This window comes from Eubacterium oxidoreducens, from assembly GCF_900104415.1.
GTDB classification, from domain to species: Bacteria; Bacillota; Clostridia; order Lachnospirales; family Lachnospiraceae; genus Eubacterium_C; species Eubacterium_C oxidoreducens.
Genome location: NZ_FMXR01000012.1, coordinates 1 through 16,553, shown reverse-complemented (window position 1 = coordinate 16,553; position 16,553 = coordinate 1). Strand labels below are relative to the sequence as shown.

17 protein-coding genes and 1 pseudogene are annotated in these 16,553 nt (G+C 38.5%); 4 read left to right on the top strand and 14 right to left on the bottom strand.

What is annotated here, in order from left to right:
* Positions 1 to 95 precede the first annotated feature (95 nt).
* The gene (gene bioB / locus BLS20_RS08435) at positions 96 to 1,061 is read left to right on the top strand and encodes a biotin synthase BioB (RefSeq protein WP_090173938.1); all 966 of its coding nucleotides are present in this window, start codon (positions 96 to 98) and stop codon (positions 1,059 to 1,061) included.
* On the top strand, positions 1,058 to 1,612 hold the full coding sequence (locus tag BLS20_RS08430; protein ID WP_090173937.1) for a biotin transporter BioY: 555 nt from the start codon (positions 1,058 to 1,060) through the stop codon (positions 1,610 to 1,612). The genes bioB and BLS20_RS08430 overlap by 4 nt, the downstream gene beginning before the upstream one ends.
* A 161-nt stretch (positions 1,613 to 1,773) precedes the next feature.
* Here BLS20_RS08430 and BLS20_RS08425 read toward each other — a convergent pair whose 3' ends face one another.
* From BLS20_RS08425 to BLS20_RS08395, 7 genes and pseudogenes are all read right to left on the bottom strand, one after another.
* On the bottom strand, positions 1,774 to 2,475 hold the full coding sequence (locus BLS20_RS08425; protein ID WP_090173936.1) for a LytR/AlgR family response regulator transcription factor: 702 nt from the start codon (positions 2,473 to 2,475) through the stop codon (positions 1,774 to 1,776).
* The gene (locus BLS20_RS08420) at positions 2,469 to 3,752 is read right to left on the bottom strand and encodes a sensor histidine kinase (RefSeq protein ID WP_090173935.1); all 1,284 of its coding nucleotides are present in this window, start codon (positions 3,750 to 3,752) and stop codon (positions 2,469 to 2,471) included. Before BLS20_RS08420 ends, BLS20_RS08425 begins: the two co-directional genes overlap by 7 nt.
* Positions 3,753 to 3,857: 105 nt before the next feature.
* A complete protein-coding gene (locus tag BLS20_RS08415) occupies positions 3,858 to 4,466 on the bottom strand; it encodes an ATP-binding cassette domain-containing protein (RefSeq protein WP_090173934.1) in 609 nt (202 codons plus the stop codon).
* The gene (locus tag BLS20_RS08410; RefSeq protein WP_479723611.1) at positions 4,463 to 6,364 is read right to left on the bottom strand and encodes a DUF1430 domain-containing protein; all 1,902 of its coding nucleotides are present in this window, start codon (positions 6,362 to 6,364) and stop codon (positions 4,463 to 4,465) included. The genes BLS20_RS08415 and BLS20_RS08410 overlap by 4 nt, the downstream gene beginning before the upstream one ends.
* An 8-nt stretch (positions 6,365 to 6,372) precedes the next feature.
* Positions 6,373 to 6,846, bottom strand: coding sequence for a hypothetical protein (locus BLS20_RS08405; RefSeq protein WP_090173932.1), 474 nt, complete (start codon positions 6,844 to 6,846; stop codon positions 6,373 to 6,375).
* Between the two features lie 117 nt (positions 6,847 to 6,963).
* On the bottom strand, positions 6,964 to 8,349 hold the full coding sequence (locus tag BLS20_RS08400; RefSeq protein WP_090173931.1) for a DHA2 family efflux MFS transporter permease subunit: 1,386 nt from the start codon (positions 8,347 to 8,349) through the stop codon (positions 6,964 to 6,966).
* A gap of 125 nt (positions 8,350 to 8,474) precedes the next feature.
* Positions 8,475 to 8,582, bottom strand: a pseudogene (locus BLS20_RS08395) (ATP-binding cassette domain-containing protein); the annotation flags it as partial.
* A gap of 151 nt (positions 8,583 to 8,733) precedes the next feature.
* Here BLS20_RS08395 and BLS20_RS08390 point away from each other — a divergent pair.
* On the top strand, positions 8,734 to 10,074 hold the full coding sequence (locus tag BLS20_RS08390) for an ATP-binding protein (RefSeq protein WP_090173930.1): 1,341 nt from the start codon (positions 8,734 to 8,736) through the stop codon (positions 10,072 to 10,074).
* 571 nt (positions 10,075 to 10,645) lie between these two features.
* Here BLS20_RS08390 and BLS20_RS08385 read toward each other — a convergent pair.
* From BLS20_RS08385 to BLS20_RS08350, 7 genes are all read right to left on the bottom strand, one after another.
* A complete protein-coding gene (locus BLS20_RS08385) occupies positions 10,646 to 11,353 on the bottom strand; it encodes an ABC transporter ATP-binding protein (protein ID WP_090173929.1) in 708 nt (235 codons plus the stop codon).
* 1 nt (position 11,354) lies between these two features.
* Positions 11,355 to 11,930 carry an FtsX-like permease family protein gene (locus BLS20_RS08380; RefSeq protein ID WP_176762350.1) on the bottom strand — a complete coding sequence of 192 codons (576 nt, stop codon included), beginning with the start codon at positions 11,928 to 11,930 and terminating at the stop codon, positions 11,355 to 11,357.
* Positions 11,931 to 12,099: 169 nt separating this feature from the next.
* A complete protein-coding gene (locus BLS20_RS13525; RefSeq protein ID WP_176762349.1) occupies positions 12,100 to 12,375 on the bottom strand; it encodes a hypothetical protein in 276 nt (91 codons plus the stop codon).
* Positions 12,376 to 12,526: 151 nt separating this feature from the next.
* Complete coding sequence (locus BLS20_RS08370; RefSeq protein ID WP_090173926.1) at positions 12,527 to 13,507, bottom strand: ABC transporter permease; 981 nt, start codon at positions 13,505 to 13,507, stop codon at positions 12,527 to 12,529.
* Between the two features lie 395 nt (positions 13,508 to 13,902).
* Complete coding sequence (gene fba, locus BLS20_RS08360) at positions 13,903 to 14,838, bottom strand: class II fructose-1,6-bisphosphate aldolase (protein ID WP_090173924.1); 936 nt, start codon at positions 14,836 to 14,838, stop codon at positions 13,903 to 13,905.
* Between the two features lie 32 nt (positions 14,839 to 14,870).
* On the bottom strand, positions 14,871 to 15,377 hold the full coding sequence (locus tag BLS20_RS08355) for a flavin reductase family protein (protein WP_090173923.1): 507 nt from the start codon (positions 15,375 to 15,377) through the stop codon (positions 14,871 to 14,873).
* Between the two features lie 101 nt (positions 15,378 to 15,478).
* Positions 15,479 to 15,673: a DUF6472 family protein gene (locus BLS20_RS08350; protein ID WP_341443208.1), complete on the bottom strand. Its 195-nt coding sequence runs from the start codon at positions 15,671 to 15,673 to the stop codon at positions 15,479 to 15,481.
* Positions 15,674 to 15,956: 283 nt separating this feature from the next.
* Between BLS20_RS08350 and BLS20_RS08345 the strand changes: the two genes are divergently transcribed.
* Positions 15,957 to 16,553 (top strand): IS110 family transposase (locus tag BLS20_RS08345; protein WP_143010244.1); only part of this gene is annotated, 597 nt, incomplete at its 3' end.

The window sequence follows — 16,553 nt, the reverse complement described above, 5'->3', positions numbered from 1 at the left end:
TTAATGTTAACTATGGTTAATTTTATTGTTGACTTTAGGTTGACATCATCCTATAATGACCTAGGAAGACAAAGAAAACAAAGAGGATACACAATATGAAATTAGCTAATGAAATTATTGCCGGCCGAAGACTTGGCCGGAAAGACGACCTTTCGTTTTTTGAGACGACACCTGTAGATGAGTTATGCGAAGGTGCCAATCACATACGTGAATCTTTATGCGGAAACCATATCGATTTATGTACCATTATCAACGGTCGTGCCGGAAGATGCTCTGAGAATTGCAAGTTCTGCGCACAATCAGCGCATCACAATACTGCCTGCAATGAGTATGAGATGTTAACGCCAAGGGAATTTTTACATGACTGCCTGGCTAAGGATGCCGCCAAGGTGCACGCCTACTCGATTGTGACGGCCGGCAGAACTGTAGAAGGCGATGATTTTGACACATTATTAGAATCTTATCGCCTCATGCATCAGCATACCAATATGCGTCTATGCGCTTCCCACGGCTTGCTCGAACAGGATGATTTTTTTGCACTCAAAGATGCCGGCGTCTCGATGTATCACGCTAATATCGAAACCAGTCGGCGTTTCTTTCCTGAAATCTGTACGACTCATACATTCGATGACAAGCTTACGGAGATTGCCCGTGCGAAAGCTGCCGGACTTGAAGTCTGTAGCGGCGGAATCATCGGAATGGGAGAGACCTTTGATGATCGGGTGGATATGGCTCTTACCTTAGCTGAACTTGAGATTATGTCCATTCCGATTAATGTATTGATGCCGGTTCCCGGAACACCGCTTGGTCACAACAAACCATTGACCAACGAAGAAGTACTTCGCACTATCGCCTTGTTTCGTTATGTAAACCCTACGGCTTATATTCGAATGGCAGCCGGAAGAAGCTATTTTGAAAATGGCGGTCGTAAGCTGTTCTTAAGTGGTGTCAATGCCACCATTACCGGCGATATGCTTACAACCGTTGGAAATAATATGTCCCAGGATCGCGATATGCTCTTAGAAATGGGATTTGATATTGAAAGGAAGCAAAACCAATGAACGAGACAATAAACACACCAAAAATTTCAATTAAAACTATGGCCTTTATAGGCGTTATGACAGCCGTAACATGCATTTTGGCTCCGCTGTCCATACCAATCGGACCGGTTCCGATCTCATTAACGAACCTGGTACTTTATTTCACATTATATTTACTCGGCACAAAGAACACCGCTATCAGCTATATCATCTATCTGCTTCTTGGCCTTGTCGGACTTCCTGTTTTCTCCGGATTCGTAGGCGGCCCCGGCAAATTATTCGGACCAACCGGCGGATATCTCATCGGATTCATCCCTCTCATCCTTATTGCCGGCTTCTTTATGACCAAGGCGCAAGGCAAACGAATTCCGGAATTTCTTGGCATGTTACTTGGCACCTGGGTTTGCTATGCAATCGGTACCGTATGGCTTTCCTACAGCGGGGGAATGAGCTTTAAAGCCGCACTTCTCGCAGGTGTCATTCCATTTATTGCAGAAGATATCATTAAAATGATTGTTGCTATGATTCTTGGCCGAAAAGTAAAAAAACAGATTGGCATGTTCCTGTCGTAACAAATAGCGCTTTACTTCTTGACGCAAAGAGTAAACGACAGTAAAATTTTATCAAAAGAGTAAACGACAGTAAAAATATTCATTTTAGGTAACTACCATTTGTCGTAAAACGAGAGTGTGTGAAGACTCGCATGCAAGTCTTGACACACTCTCTTATTGCCTTACCGATAATTCAAATCAAATTCCATATATTTTCTTTTAAAATCTTTGAGGAGTCTTCTCGATAGTAAAATCTGTTCCCCTGAATAGAGCTTAACCTTTCCGTTTTTAACGGATTCGATATGACTCATATTTACTAAATACCCGCGATGCACCCGAGCAAACAATCTTTGATCTAAACTACTTTCCCATTCCCTTAATGATTTTGAACTTGTAAAGGATTGCTTTGCTACAAATACCACAGTTCTTGATCCATCCGCCATAATATACAGTATGTGTTGCTGAGCAATATTATAAACAGCATTCTCATATCTTAAAGATACCGTCTCCTTGCCAAGCATCGAATGCTCGACTGCTATTAAAGCCTCAAAGACATCTTTCTCAACAATCGGTTTCGTCAAAAAACGAAAAGCATTGATTTTATAACCTTCTTTATACACTTCCGTATGACTTGTCAGCAATATCACTTTCGTGTGCATATATTCTTTGCTTAGGATTTTACCGACCTTAAGTCCACCTATCCCCGGCATTTCCACATCAAGGAATATCACATCGTATTGTTCTTTTGATTCAAGAAGCGTATTTCCGGATTGATAAGTATCTAAACATATCTCACATTCATTATCTCGCTCATATTGTCGAAGAATCTGCTTCATCTGATTTAGAATGGCTCTTTGATCATCACACACTGCAACTTTTAGCATATCTTATCACCTACCGGAATCATCACTAGCACTTGAAATGAAGCTTCCTTCACACTTATTCTAATTTCTCCACCAATTTTTTGAAGTACATGCTTTACATTACTCAAACCATATCCATGAAGCTGCGTATCTTCCTGCGTTGTCTTATAAATCCCGTTTTTCATTTCTTTTATGCGCTGCATACTAATATTTGCCGAATTTTCGATTTCAAACGACGCAAAGTCCCGACCTCGTTTTAATTCTATATAGATTTTACCATCCTCCTCTAATTCACACACGGCATCTCTTGCATTTTTTAAGAGATTAGCAAATATAACACACAAATCTTTTTTCTTAATAGACTCAATTTCGCCAATCTTACCAATCACCTGTATCTGTGGTTTCTTATTCTCAAACACAAGATAATAATTTATTAATACATTTATGATTTCGTTTCCTACGTCATATTGAGAATCTGATATTTCCTTAATTTCTTTCATCAAATCCGCCAGATACACATGCGCCTCCTCATTCATTCCTTTATCAACAAAATCAGATATTGCGATTAAATGATTCGTCATATCATGCCTGAATTTTTTCGTGTTTCGATCCTGCAAGCTTATTTTGTTAAAATAATCTTTTTGCTGCTCATAGTATTCCTTCCAGAGTTTTCTGCTCGCATTTTTATTTACACTTATGTGATATTTTTTTGCAAATAACCAGAGCAAATAAGCGACAACGCTCGCAATCATCGGCAACAAATACAAAAAGGAATCTCTCAGATAAGAAGTCGTTTCTGTGCCTAGATTCCTTAAAGTGTTTAAGAGCACCGCCAACAACCACTCATATGCAAGCATTATACTCAGAATCACAACATCATAACTTTTTTTATAAATGAAATATAATTCAATTCCTAATGCAATCCCGCCGACAATCAAAAAAGCCATTGTAATTATTTCTAACCGCAGCGATATATTTGCTCCTTCTTGTAGAAAGAAAAACCTATATCCAGGCATTAAACTCACACACCATACGCCTAAGGATGCCATTAGAAGCACTCCGCAAATCCATCGAACCCGAACATTCTTATTTTTTTTATAATCTTTCATAACTCCCAGATTCAAAGCTATCAAAACACAAAACACACATAATCCCACAAGTGTCGTAAAAGGTGTCGTGAACGCGATATAATAGTCCGTTTCCAAGTAGACGAAATAGAATATAATCGGCAATGTTTGAACGATGATTGCCAGCACCATAAGATACAAGAACATCTTTCGAAGACGACTATTAGTCATGAGTATCTCTCCCCTCAATAGCTTGTTTATTATTATTGTATTAAATACAACATATATTTCAATAGCTTTGTCCGTAAACGGTATTTTCAATCCGTAAACGGTTATCTACTTAAGTTCTATTACCTGATCCGCCTCTTCATACAAACCTGTGTCGTGAGTCACCATGATGACGATTTTTCCTTCATCTGCAAATTTATGCAGTAAATCCATTACAAGGCGCCCATTTTCAGCATCTAACGATCCGGTTGGTTCATCTGCCAATATCATTTTGCATCTTTTCATCATCAGCCTTGCAAGTGCCACCCTTTGTTGCTCTCCACCGGATAATTTATAAACTTTCGTATTCATTTGATCTGACAATCCAACCTCATCAAGCGCCTGCTTCATAATTATGTCTGAACGATTTTTCTTTTTAATTATTTCAAGATTCTGCTTTACGGTCTTGTTCTCCATAAGTGCAAAATTCTGAAACAAAAATCCTACATATTCACTAAAATACTCCCCTTGCGAAATCGCTTTGATATCTGTTCCATCTATTAAGATGTCACCTTCATCCGTTTTTTCCAAGTATCCTAACATATTAAGAAGTGTTGTTTTTCCACATCCACTTGGCCCGGCAATGATTGTAAAGGTTCCATCTTCAATCGTTGCACAAAGCCCATCTATAACCACTTTATCACCAAACGACTTTCTTATATTTCTAAGTTCAATCATAAGCACCCTCCCTTTAGAATCTTGGTAATCGATATCTTTTCCTGTCGAAGCATATAAATCGCTACTATCACAATTTCCGTAATGATAAGGATCAGACCAATGAGTATGCACTGGCGGGCGTTATATAGATTCACAAAGAGTCCGGCTATTCCATATGCCGTTACCACAACCAAGCTAGGAACAATGAGCTGTATGAAATATCGCCTATTTCTTTCCAGAAATGAATATCCATGAACCTTCTTAATCGCATACTCCATTCCTTTCATCTTGTATTGCATATTGCAAAGTGTAATTGCAATCACCACATCTAAAATCAGTACCAAAATGCATAAAGAACCTAGAAAGCGAATTAATTTTTTTACAAAACTCATCTGATAGTCATAGATTTCCCCCAGCCCGGACACCACAATTTGATATTGCTCACTCGTTATTTGTGCATCTCGCAAAATCGTCTTTAGATCATCCTTTGAAATCCGATAAATGACATTGTTTTCCGTCCTAAGTGTCTCTATATTTATTCTCACATCGCTTGGACAATAAATAATAATCGGGTCCTTTTCTTCTCCAAACCACTGCGTTTCTTCACCTGTTAAGCACGGTTGTCGGATAGATTGTTGATACGTTTTTTGGCATATATCTTCTTCATCCACATATAAACCGCAGATTCCCTCAGCTTCTGCTGATGCAAGTGTGCTGCCCTTTGGACTCCAGATGGTGATCATGTTACCGGATTCAGATTCTCCTACGATTTCCTGCGGAAGAACATCGGCAGCATATTCATTTGCCAAAATAATTGCACGTCCCTCATCTGCAATCTTCGTGCACACAGCCGGCTTAAGCTGATTATAATATTCCTCCTGCAGTTTTTCCCATGCAGTATCATCTGCAATTTCATCTAAAGACTGAATCCCAACAAACAGGCTCTCTTGCAGCTGATCCGCAAATGTCTCGTGTGTGCTTTCCATAGAGAGTTTTCCTAGTGTTTCGAAATTAGTCACAATGGTACCTAGTGTAATCGTAAATGCTGCCACCTTCATTACGTGCAACAAGGTAATTGTACCTTTATTCTCCACCACATTAGAAAATACCGCCTTAATATCCGGACGCAAAAATAAGAGATTACACAGCGACGCGGCTATGACTGCGATTTCATAAACCAGCAAAGCAATGGCGCTTTTATAATCTCCTTGAATAAAACCGGATACAAACCATCCGGCCAGTACATATATAATTTGAAACAAGATGAAATCGACTACAAGCGAATATATCGTAATTTGCAGAAGATCTTCCCCGTAAATTGCTCGAATTAGCATCTGTTTCTTCTTCCGAACAATAATGCAGACATTGATTAATACTACACAGATTGCAATCATCACCCATACAATAAGAAGCATATCGGTTTCGCTTGCACTATATTGCTGCGGATAAGTCACCGTATAATTTTTGCTTAAGACTTCGTATGCCAATTCTTTTCCATCAATTACAGTCAAAAGCGAATTCTTTCGAAAGACATCATACGTTACTTGTGACAGCTGCTTAACTTCAATTTGCACACTACCACTAAACAGGGATTCATAGCTACCTTCCTTGTAGTGACACGTTTTTTCTAATTCCTGTTTTACTTTGTCATTTGTAACATATACAATCAGCGTTCTTTTTAACTCCGAGTCCCGATTCTCGCCCACGATTGCCACGTCCAGATTTTGTGACGTAATTTTCTGCACAAATCCGGGCAATTGCTCCTTTGTGATCTCACATTCCATAGCCGGATAAACAGCACTAATCTCCGATGTCATAGTCTGATGAAATAATTCACAGCGCATCACAAATCCTAATACCAAGATTAGAAATATTGGTGTGCATTTCATCATTTTTTCAAATATAAAATCAGCTTTCATGCTTTCCACTATAGCTCAATCCCCCATACATCCTCTGCTTTTAGAAAAACCATTTCAAGGTCTTCTTGATTTGCGTCTACCCATGGCTGATCATCTGAATTAATTGCCGTTGCAGAATCTTTCAAATATACTTCCCGAGACTCCCCTTTATAAGTGAGGAAACTTCCAACCTCACTCACATCTCCGGAATAATGTTTTATCCATATCACTAAATCAGCATGACCTGAATATTCTCCTTCAATCGGAGATGCAACCGACAGATTCCCATCCTTCCAATATAAATAAGTCGGCATTGCTACTTCGCACAAATATCCATCCGGGTAGCACACATCACCATCCTCCACTCTATAGTATTCGCTCTCTTTCATTGTTTGAACGTAGCTGAAATACGGTTTAAACACATCAATAAACCAAAAAACATTTACTGCAACAAATACTGCTATTACAATAATCACAATTCTTTTTATGTATGACGTTTTCATTTCTTCCCCCTCTTAAAAGATAAGACGCATAGTGTAAATCAAAAAATCCCACAAAGGCGAGCTGATTTTTGTCATTCCCTGTAAATATTTTAGCAGTCAAGACTCGCTCGCATTTGTCTAAGAAGTTTTTTTACGTCCTTTAATAAATCCAAATGCCATTACAACGCAAACTGCGGCCAGCACAACCATTCCCATATAGCTGTTTTTCACATTGGCCATGGTGTAATTCGATCCCTGCACCCCAACAGACATAAGGGATACAAAACCTGCTGCCCCCAGGGCTCCGCCAATGGTACGCAAACAGCTCATGAGGGCCGTTCCATCTGTCTTTTGGATGTCTTCCAGCTTTTCCATGGCAAATGCGGAAAGATTCATCATAACAAATGACATTCCAAATCCCAAAACAACCAGTGGAAGGATCAGCACATAGGATGACATTTCTTCCGTTACAAACAAAACTCCAATCTCACTGACAAGTACAAGAACCGTTCCCAGCATGGCTAAAGGCTTCATTCCAATTTTATCATACAGTTTTCCCGCAACCGGACTCATAAGTCCGGTAATCAGGGCGCATGGTGCAATCACAATTCCGAAAACCGTTGCGCTCTGCCCTTGCACCGTCTGTACCAGAATGGGAATAATCGTAGACATGCCATTCATCAATGCATAAAAAATCATAACGATAATAACCGACACGGTAAAATCCCGGGTCTTAAAAACCCGCAGATTCAAAAGAGGCGATTCTATCTTCATCTGGCGAATGGCAAAAAGCACCAGCACCACCAGTCCAATCACCAGCAAAAGCCCCACCTGAAGACTTACAAAAGAATAATTTCCCATATTTCCGGCCATCAAAACGATGCAGGTAAATCCCACAGCTGCCAGCACCATGGACAAAATATCAAAGGATGGTGAAGAATTCTCCAGCACGTTTTTCATAAATTTGGCACCGCACAAAAAATCCACTACACAAAACAGCAAAATGATCCAGAAGATCAATCGCCATCCCCAATGGTCAATGATCACTCCGGCAATCATGGGCGCCACCACCGGTGCAAAGGTTACCGCCAATCCGTATACGCCCATGGCAAATCCCCTTTTGGCCGATGGAATAATAATCAGGATCACCATCTGGGTCATAGAAATAATAATTCCATAGCCGACGCCCTGTACCACTCGCCCAAAGAGCATCACTGCAAAAGACGGTGCAATGGCACAAAGCAAAACGCCGATTGCAAACAATCCCATTCCCACAAAAAACAGCCGCTTCGTAGGAAATCGCTTCACCACAAATGCCGTGGCAAGAATCATAATCCCGCTGACCAGAGAATAAATACTGGTCACCATCTGGGCCCGGCTGGCCGTAATGGAAAAATCTACCATGATGACCGGCAGTGCCGTACTCATCACCGTAGAAACAATGGATGTAATCACTGATCCCAAGACCAGGACAAAAAAGATTCCCTTTCTGCTTATTTTTTCCTCGGTTGCTACTGTATTCATCTAATCTTCCTTCTTGTTATTTTTTTTGTTGTAATTATCTTCCTCTATTGTCAAGACTCGCTCTAACACATAGGACTATTGTACCGCCGTTTTCCCCCTTTGTAAATTATGAAATTTTAGAGTCTCACCACTTCTGTATTTTTCCTATCCAGCGCGCCTGTCGGCTCATCAGCCAAAATAAGATCCGGATTATTTATAATGGCTCTTATTATCGCTACTCTTTGCCTCTGACCGGTACACCTGATATGGACTGCGATGCCGATTTATTGGAAAAGTGTCAAATCGAAGAGCAATTTTGAGGAAAAAGTGTCGGATTTGCAGGTTGGATTTATGGAAAAAATGTCATTGATCTGATATAATGAGCTTAAAAGCGAGGTACCCAAAATGCTGAAAAGAATTATTGAAGATCAAATAAATGATTGGATTAGGAATGGACGTAAGGCGCTTCTTGTAGATGGCGCCCGTCAGGTTGGTAAAACATATTCCATCAGAAAATGCTTGCAAGAATCCGGCAGAGACTATGTTGAAATAAATCTTCTTGAAAACGAAGAAGTGACAAAGGCGTTAGCGTTATCTAAATCTGTTCGGGATTTGACGGTAAACATCTCAATAGCCACCGGTCATAACTTTATTAAGGGCGAAACAATAGTTTTTATTGATGAGGTTCAGGAACTAAAGGAAGTAGTGACACTAATAAAGTTTTGGGTAGATGAGGGCAGTTATCGATACGTATTGAGCGGCTCTTTGCTCGGCATAAAACTTCATGCTTTACGGTCAGCCCCCGTGGGATATGTTCATGAGATAAAAATGTATCCACTAAATTTTACGGAGTTTTCCTTTGCAAACGGGATAACAGAAACAGTTTGGGAACATGTCAAAAAGTGTTTTTTCGATAAAACTCCCGTGGGCGAAAACATACACAATAAGATGATGACATTGTTTCAAAGATATCTTATTGTTGGGGGAATGCCCCAAGCTGTACAGGAATTTGTCGACAATGGTAATATAGGCCGAGTGAGTGAAATTCAAAGAGACATAATCGAATTTTACAAAAGAGATTTTACCAAATATGAAGATAAAAACAAGAGACTCATTCTAACAAAAATATACGAAAGCATACCGGCTCAGCTTCTTAAGCAAAATCGCCGTTTTAATTATGCTGACATTAAGAAAGGTTTGCGTTTTGAAAGAGTGGAGAATTCTTTTGTTTGGTTATACAAGGCCGGAGTCATTCTGCATGCTTTTAATACCACGGAGCCAAAGATTTCACTTAAGCTAAATGAGAAGAGCAATTTGGTTAAACTGTATTACGGTGACGTTGGCTTGCTTACATATATGTATGGAGACACCTTAAGAAAAGAAATTTTGTTCGGAGAGGGTCGCTCCAATCTTGGTGGAATATTTGAGAATTTTGTTATTCAGGAGTTGTCGACTCATGAGTATGATGTATATTACTATAACAGTAAGAAAATGGGAGAACTTGATTTTGTAATAGAAGATAAGGGCACTGTCTTGCCAATCGAGGTAAAAAGCGGAAAAGATTATTATTATCATTCAGCAATTAATAACGTTATAAAATCAAAAGAGTTTGACATAAAATCTGCGGTAGTGTTTACAAGTTATGATATCTCAATTGCAGGGAACATAAGTTATCTTCCGATATATATGACCTCATTATTTGCAAGCGACCGGAAATATCCTATTTTGGATCCGATTGAGTTTTAATCTACTAAAAGAGGCATCTGTCAGATGGTGTATTGTTATTTGGTGCCAACTGATTCTTTTCCTCTCCCTCAGACAAGCATCTACATTACACCAAATGACACACTGTTATTCTATTACTTATTTTACTGCTTTTTCTTCAATCGTCGGATATGCATCCTTTCCAAATGTATCCGCTCATAATATCGACCAGTCCTCAGCCTGCTCGCGGATTTTGACAAAACGGCGGTTAGGCTCGCTTAATTCATGCGTATATTACTTCTTTTCAAACGAGAAAGCAAGGTCCATTTAGACATTATCATTCCATTTGGTTGCGCTTTTAAAGCAGGAAGTGTTTCCCGTAATCGCAGTTTGCTTAAAATCATATTAGAATCACGACAAAAAAGGCTCGAAACCATGCGATTTACACAAAGTCTCAAGCCTTGAAAACACTGGATTTGCGGAGATTTCTCCGACTGAGTTAAACACCTGATATCCAATAAAATTTTTTTATAATATTTATACTATTTATCTCAGGCTCCTGCCTTACTTCAAAAGCTTTCTTATCGTAATGTGAATTTCAAATTATGAAATTTTAGAGTCTCACCACTTCTGTATTATGTGCAAGAACGTCCCCTTGTAACCTTCCATCTATGATACTATATTTCTTGTGGCAAAAATCTGCGACTTTTTCATCATGTGTAATCACTATAATAGTTTTTCCGGATTCATTTAATCTGCGCAAGACATTCATCACATCTTCGGTATTTTTCCCGTCCAACGCGCCTGTCGGCTCATCAGCCAAAATAAGATCCGGATTATTTATAATAGCTCTTATTATCGCTACTCTTTGCCTCTGACCTCCGGATAGATTTCCTGCCTTGACATTAATCTTATCTTCCAGGCCAAATTCCCTAAGATTACTTCGTATCAACTCTTCTTTTTCCTTCTTGGTTATGCCGCCCTTTTTATAATCAAGCGGAATAGTAATATTTTCTCTGACTGTATAATGTTCTACCAATGCAAAATCCTGCACCACAAATCCTATCTTTTCATTTCTGAATCTGGATTTTTCATTTTCGCTTAGTTTCGTCATGTCAATATCATCCCACGTATAAGTCCCATAAAAATTAGAATCCATAAGTCCCATAATGTTCAGTAATGTTGTCTTACCCGAGCCGGACACTCCGACGATCGCAATAAAATCTCCCTTTTCAACATTAAAATCAACATCATTTATTGCAACTAATTCAGATGGCTTATTTTCATTATATTTTTTTATGATATTTCTTAGTTTTATCATGTTATAACCCTCTTAATATGCTATTATACTCTATTTTTTTCAGATACCTGACCACCAGAGCGCAAATACCACACAGTGATATGATTTCCAGCAGAATTATCATTAGTCCTACTTTTATTGAAAAAACAAATAAGATCGGCAATAACGCAACTATCATTATCAGCAGCATCTGCATCATTATCCTTTTTACGATATCTATGGTTTTTGCCCCGCAATACATATGAATCGCATATTCTCTAATATTATTGTTAATCATAATGATAATATTGGAAACTATGCTAAATACAGCAAATATAAAAACAATTGCCGAAAGCATTATTTCGTATTCAATTTGAGGTTTGTAGTAATCTACGATGGACTCCAACGATTGACTCAGCTTTACATAATCTATAGAAAATGTATCTGTTTGCGCTATTTCTTCCACAAATTTCTCTACCTGTTCTTCATTCTCTGATACTATAATCAGAGAGCTTAATCCCATATCATAGGCCGATACATCCCCCATCTTGACTAATCTGTTTGTTGAGAAGGGAAAAATCACAGTATTGTCTAATGACTTTTCTTCCAAATTACCCATCTGCATTATTTGTGCGTTACGTTTGATTATTCCTACAACTATAACATTTTGATCAGTAATTCCATCGCTTATAACATATTGTTCATTAAGCTCATATACATCTTTTAAATCATATCCGACAAGAACCGGAATAACATCTGTGCTGCTATCAAAATCTTCACTCTTAAGATTACGACCTTTTATTACATCTATTATTGTATAAACTCATGAGATTTTGATTTGCGGTCATAACGAATATATCACTTCCGCCATATCCTATTTCCTGTTCCACCGGATAACCGTAGTTTATATAAAAGTTGTCAAAATCATCCATCGATTCACATACTTTTGCAAGCTTTTCTGTTGCCTGTTCCTCATTATCGAATCTTTGATTAATTCGATCGTCAGTAGTTGAATCTTCCAAAACATATGCATTTTTTTTAGCTAAGTCATCCAGCTTGTTCATTCCGTTATAAAGAGTCATTATCTGGGTTAATGCATAACTTAAAATCACGTATGTGACAATTAGTTGGACAATTATTGTTCGGTATAAGATTTTATGTTTGTTTATATCCTTAAGACTATATTTTAGCGCTCTCATATTATTTTCACTACCTTTATTGATTTGTCCCTATTTTTCTGGTAAAAGTATATATTATGCCCCAAAGTGCAAATATTAAATATACGAAAAAGGAAATCATAACAGATGTTACAGATATCTCAAACGTCTCATATAGTCCCTGGGGTATAAATGTCATAATACATGCAATGATTAATCCTACAATATATGCAATCACTAATATCGTCACATATTCCCCTAAGAGTTTTTTCTTGATGCCAAGAGGATTTACCCCTGACAGATACATTGCTTTTACCATCGTCTGCCGACTTAAGCGCCACTGATTTATGATTCCTATCATGTTAATTAGCAGCATCACCATTATTACTACAAGTGCTATTACTGATGCCTCTTGTTCATTGATCGTTATCTCAAGCTTATCTTTTATGTTCAATTGGCTATTTTTGTAAATCAAATCTTCCTGATCAAACTTGCCTGCATCAGCGTCGATATTATACTCTCCCTCCTCATTAATATATTGCATGTTTAGTGCCGTCGTCAGAGGTATATATACATATGCATCTTGATTAACTTTATTTTCACTTCTTCTAAAAACACCCACGATTTCATAATAATCGTTTTGAAATTTATAATACAATTTATCTTCCTTGGTGATACAGCGATCAACCAAAGACTCATCCACCATTGCGACTAATTTGTTTTCAGCCATCTCCTGCTTATTAAACAATCGACCTTTCACCGGATTGATGTATGCTGCTTCATCGTAATACACACCAACCACCTGAAAGGCCACATCTCTTTCAACTAAAAAATCATCATCGTCTGATATCGCTTTCAGCATATTCTCATAATCTTCTTTTGACTCTACTCGAAGTGAGAAATAGGAATCTGATAACCCGTCCGCCGGCTGCGAAATCATCTTATATACTGATACCAGATTGAAAATATTTATTATAATAATACTTGCTGCTATTATATTAGAAAGCAATAATAGCTTAGATTTATACATAACTGACATTTACTTCCCCCTGATATTGAGACAGCCCCTAGAGATTTTATTTGTTTTGTAACTTTTCCATTCCCAGGCTCCTTTTTTGTTACAATTTCTCGGCTCTGGCTTTTTTATTTCCTTTCTTTTGTAACTTTTCCGTTCGCTGGCTCTCGTTTTGTTACAATTTCTCACCTTCGGCTTTTTTATTTCCTTTCTTTTGTAACTTTTCCGTTTGCTGACTCTCGTTTTGTTACAATTTCTTGACTCCGACGACAAATCTGCGCAGGAATCACTCTCACAGATTAAATTCATGATTACAGAACAAGAATAGAAGAAACCCCTTGTTGGATGCGAAAATCCTTCAAGGGGTTTGTCTACGGTCTGATATGGACAGAGAGTCTATCTCTCTGTCCATATAAGGTTTACGCTTTTCCGTCACATCCAAGAACATCTACAATCTTGTGTGCTACCATATCTTTGATTGCCTGACGAGCAGGTTTGAGATACTGACGTGGATCAAAATCTCCCGGATGAAGTGCCATATGCTCACGAATGGAAGCAGTCATAGCAAGTCTAAGATCGGAATCAATATTAATCTTGCATACAGCAAGCTGTGCAGCCTTACGAAGCTGTTCTTCCGGAACACCAATAGCTCCCGGCATATCTCCGCCGTACTTGTTTACCTTAGCGACAAAATCCTGCGGTACTGAAGAAGAACCATGAAGTACGATTGGGAAGCCAGGAAGTTTCTTCATGCACTCCTCAAGAACATCGAATCTAAGCTGTGGCTTTGTACCCGGCTTAAACTTATAAGCACCGTGGCTGGTTCCAATTGCAATTGCAAGAGAGTCACAACCTGTACGGTCAACGAATTCCTGAACTTCTTCCGGCTTTGTATAAGAAGAATCCTCAGCAGATACGTTTACTTCATCTTCAACACCTGCAAGTGTTCCAAGCTCAGCCTCTACAACAACGCCCTTATCATGTGCATATTCCACAACCTGCTTGGTGATTGCGATATTTTCTTCAAATGGCTTGGAAGATGCATCGATCATAACAGATGTAAATCCGCCGTCGATACAGCTCTTGCACAGTTCAAAGCTATCGCCATGATCTAAATGAAGACAGATTGGAAGATCTGTTTCAATAATAGCAGCCTCTACAAGTTTCATCAGATAGGTATGGTTCGCATAGTTACGAGCTCCCTTAGAAACCTGAAGGATAAGCGGTGCTCTAAGCTCTCCTGCTGCTTCTGTAATTCCCTGAACAATCTCCATGTTGTTAACATTGAACGCACCAATGGCATAACCCCCATTATATGCCTTCTCAAACATTTCTTTCGTAGTTACTAATGGCATAACTTTACACTCCTTTTCTTTTCTTACTGAGATTATCGAGCCAAAAATTCAACAATTTCGCCGATATACATCGTATGATAATCACCGTCTGCATAGAACTGTTCATCTATGCTTGCATCTGTAAAAGTCTCCTTCGGCATTGGAACTGCCGCCATCTTCTTGCAGACAATCGCAAAATTTCCTTCGTCAATAAATGGAATCTCTTTATGAAGATTCACCTTCATTCCCGCCGTCTTAATCTTGTTCTCATCGCGACCGGATGCGGCGCCCAGATACTTGAGCATCGAACGATATTTTTCATCAAAAAATGTAATGGAAAATACATCCGACTTGTCAATCAATTCCTTTGTGTAGCGTGATTCTCTGACATATATCGTTGCTACCTTCTTTCCCCAGATGACACCCATGCCACCCCAGGAAACCGTCATAGCATTTACCTTACCACCTGCCATAGCGGTTAAAACGCCCCAATCTTTTTCAAAAATCCGAAACGGATTAATATCCAAAGTTGTTGCGTCAAATGGTTGAAAATTATGCATGCAATAACCTCCCTGACCATAAACACTTCCGTTTATTTTTACTTCATTTTCTATTGTAACAGATTTTATAAAAAAAGAGACAGAATTTCTCATATTCTGTCTTACATCTGTTTTCTAACAGTCAGATATTCATTATCCGATTGATAATACGGACATTCCTTGTATTTACTTGCATAAAAATGTGCAAGATCATCTTCATCCATTGAGACATCGCAATAATATTCTTCATCGTCTTCATCATAGATAAAATTGTTGCAGCTTTCGCATGGATATCCATTTGCCATAATAATCTCCATTCCGCCGCCTTCAGCTGGCGGCACAAATAGTAATGAAAGTGTTTAAACTCTCTACACTGTGTTTTAAAATAGCTTGTAAGAAGCTACACTACAAAGCACGGTAGGAGAAGTTGTAACAACTTTCTTCGTTTTAGACAGCATAATAATCAGTGTAAGTTCTGCCTTTTCAAGCACAAATAAGTGGTATTACGAATCCGTACACTAAGAATTGTTTAAGCACCTTAGTTTAATTGTGTGGCAGTTCAGTCAATGGCTTCTTATCATTTACGAAAGGAGTCTGACTATGAAAGTTACTTATCAAACCTGTTGTGGTGTCGATGTTCACAAATCTTTTCTCGTTGCCACAATTGTAAAAACTACTGGTGGTATTGAGCCTTCTTATCAAAAGAAACGCTTTTCTACCTTTAACAATTCAATTCTTGAATTCAAGCAATGGCTTCTCGACAATGACTGCCATGATGTCTGTATGGAATCCACAGGTAAATACTGGGTTCCTGTCTTTAATCTTCTGGAAGATGAAATCAATGTTGTCATCGCTAATCCTAAATGGGTAAAAGCAGTGAAAGGCAACAAAGATGATACCAAAGATTCTAAATGGATTGGAGATTTGTTTCGTCTTGGACTCGTCAAAGGCAGTTATATTCCTTGTAAGAAAGTCCGTATTCTCAGAGAATACACTCGCTATCGTTACAAGCTTGTTTCCTGCCGTTCAAGTGAAAAGAATAGATATCAGAATGCTCTTACTGTTTGTAATGTTGCTTTAGATTCTGTTGTTTCCGATATCTTTGGGAAGTCATCCACATCCATTATCGACTATCTACTTGAACAATCGGGTACATCCATTAACCACGAAGAAATCGCATCTAAACTTCTTCGGAGT

Coding starts and splice junctions, on each gene's coding strand:
- BLS20_RS08420 (WP_090173935.1), bottom strand. CDS start 3,752: ATGACTAATAGTCGTCTTCGAAAGATGTTCTTGTATCTTATGGTGCTG.
- BLS20_RS08385 (WP_090173929.1), bottom strand. CDS start 11,353: ATGATAAAACTAAGAAATATCATAAAAAAATATAATGAAAATAAGCCA.
- BLS20_RS08425 (WP_090173936.1), bottom strand. CDS start 2,475: ATGCTAAAAGTTGCAGTGTGTGATGATCAAAGAGCCATTCTAAATCAG.
- BLS20_RS13525 (WP_176762349.1), bottom strand. CDS start 12,375: ATGAACAAGCTGGATGACTTAGCTAAAAAAAATGCATATGTTTTGGAA.
- bioB (WP_090173938.1), top strand. CDS start 96: ATGAAATTAGCTAATGAAATTATTGCCGGCCGAAGACTTGGCCGGAAA.
- BLS20_RS08350 (WP_341443208.1), bottom strand. CDS start 15,673: ATGGAGATTATTATGGCAAATGGATATCCATGCGAAAGCTGCAACAAT.
- BLS20_RS08390 (WP_090173930.1), top strand. CDS start 8,734: ATGCTGAAAAGAATTATTGAAGATCAAATAAATGATTGGATTAGGAAT.
- BLS20_RS08430 (WP_090173937.1), top strand. CDS start 1,058: ATGAACGAGACAATAAACACACCAAAAATTTCAATTAAAACTATGGCC.
- BLS20_RS08405 (WP_090173932.1), bottom strand. CDS start 6,846: ATGAAAACGTCATACATAAAAAGAATTGTGATTATTGTAATAGCAGTA.
- BLS20_RS08410 (WP_479723611.1), bottom strand. CDS start 6,364: ATGAAAGCTGATTTTATATTTGAAAAAATGATGAAATGCACACCAATA.
- BLS20_RS08400 (WP_090173931.1), bottom strand. CDS start 8,349: ATGAATACAGTAGCAACCGAGGAAAAAATAAGCAGAAAGGGAATCTTT.
- BLS20_RS08380 (WP_176762350.1), bottom strand. CDS start 11,930: ATGGGTAATTTGGAAGAAAAGTCATTAGACAATACTGTGATTTTTCCC.
- BLS20_RS08355 (WP_090173923.1), bottom strand. CDS start 15,377: ATGCATAATTTTCAACCATTTGACGCAACAACTTTGGATATTAATCCG.
- BLS20_RS08415 (WP_090173934.1), bottom strand. CDS start 4,466: ATGATTGAACTTAGAAATATAAGAAAGTCGTTTGGTGATAAAGTGGTT.
- BLS20_RS08370 (WP_090173926.1), bottom strand. CDS start 13,507: ATGTCAGTTATGTATAAATCTAAGCTATTATTGCTTTCTAATATAATA.
- fba (WP_090173924.1), bottom strand. CDS start 14,838: ATGCCATTAGTAACTACGAAAGAAATGTTTGAGAAGGCATATAATGGG.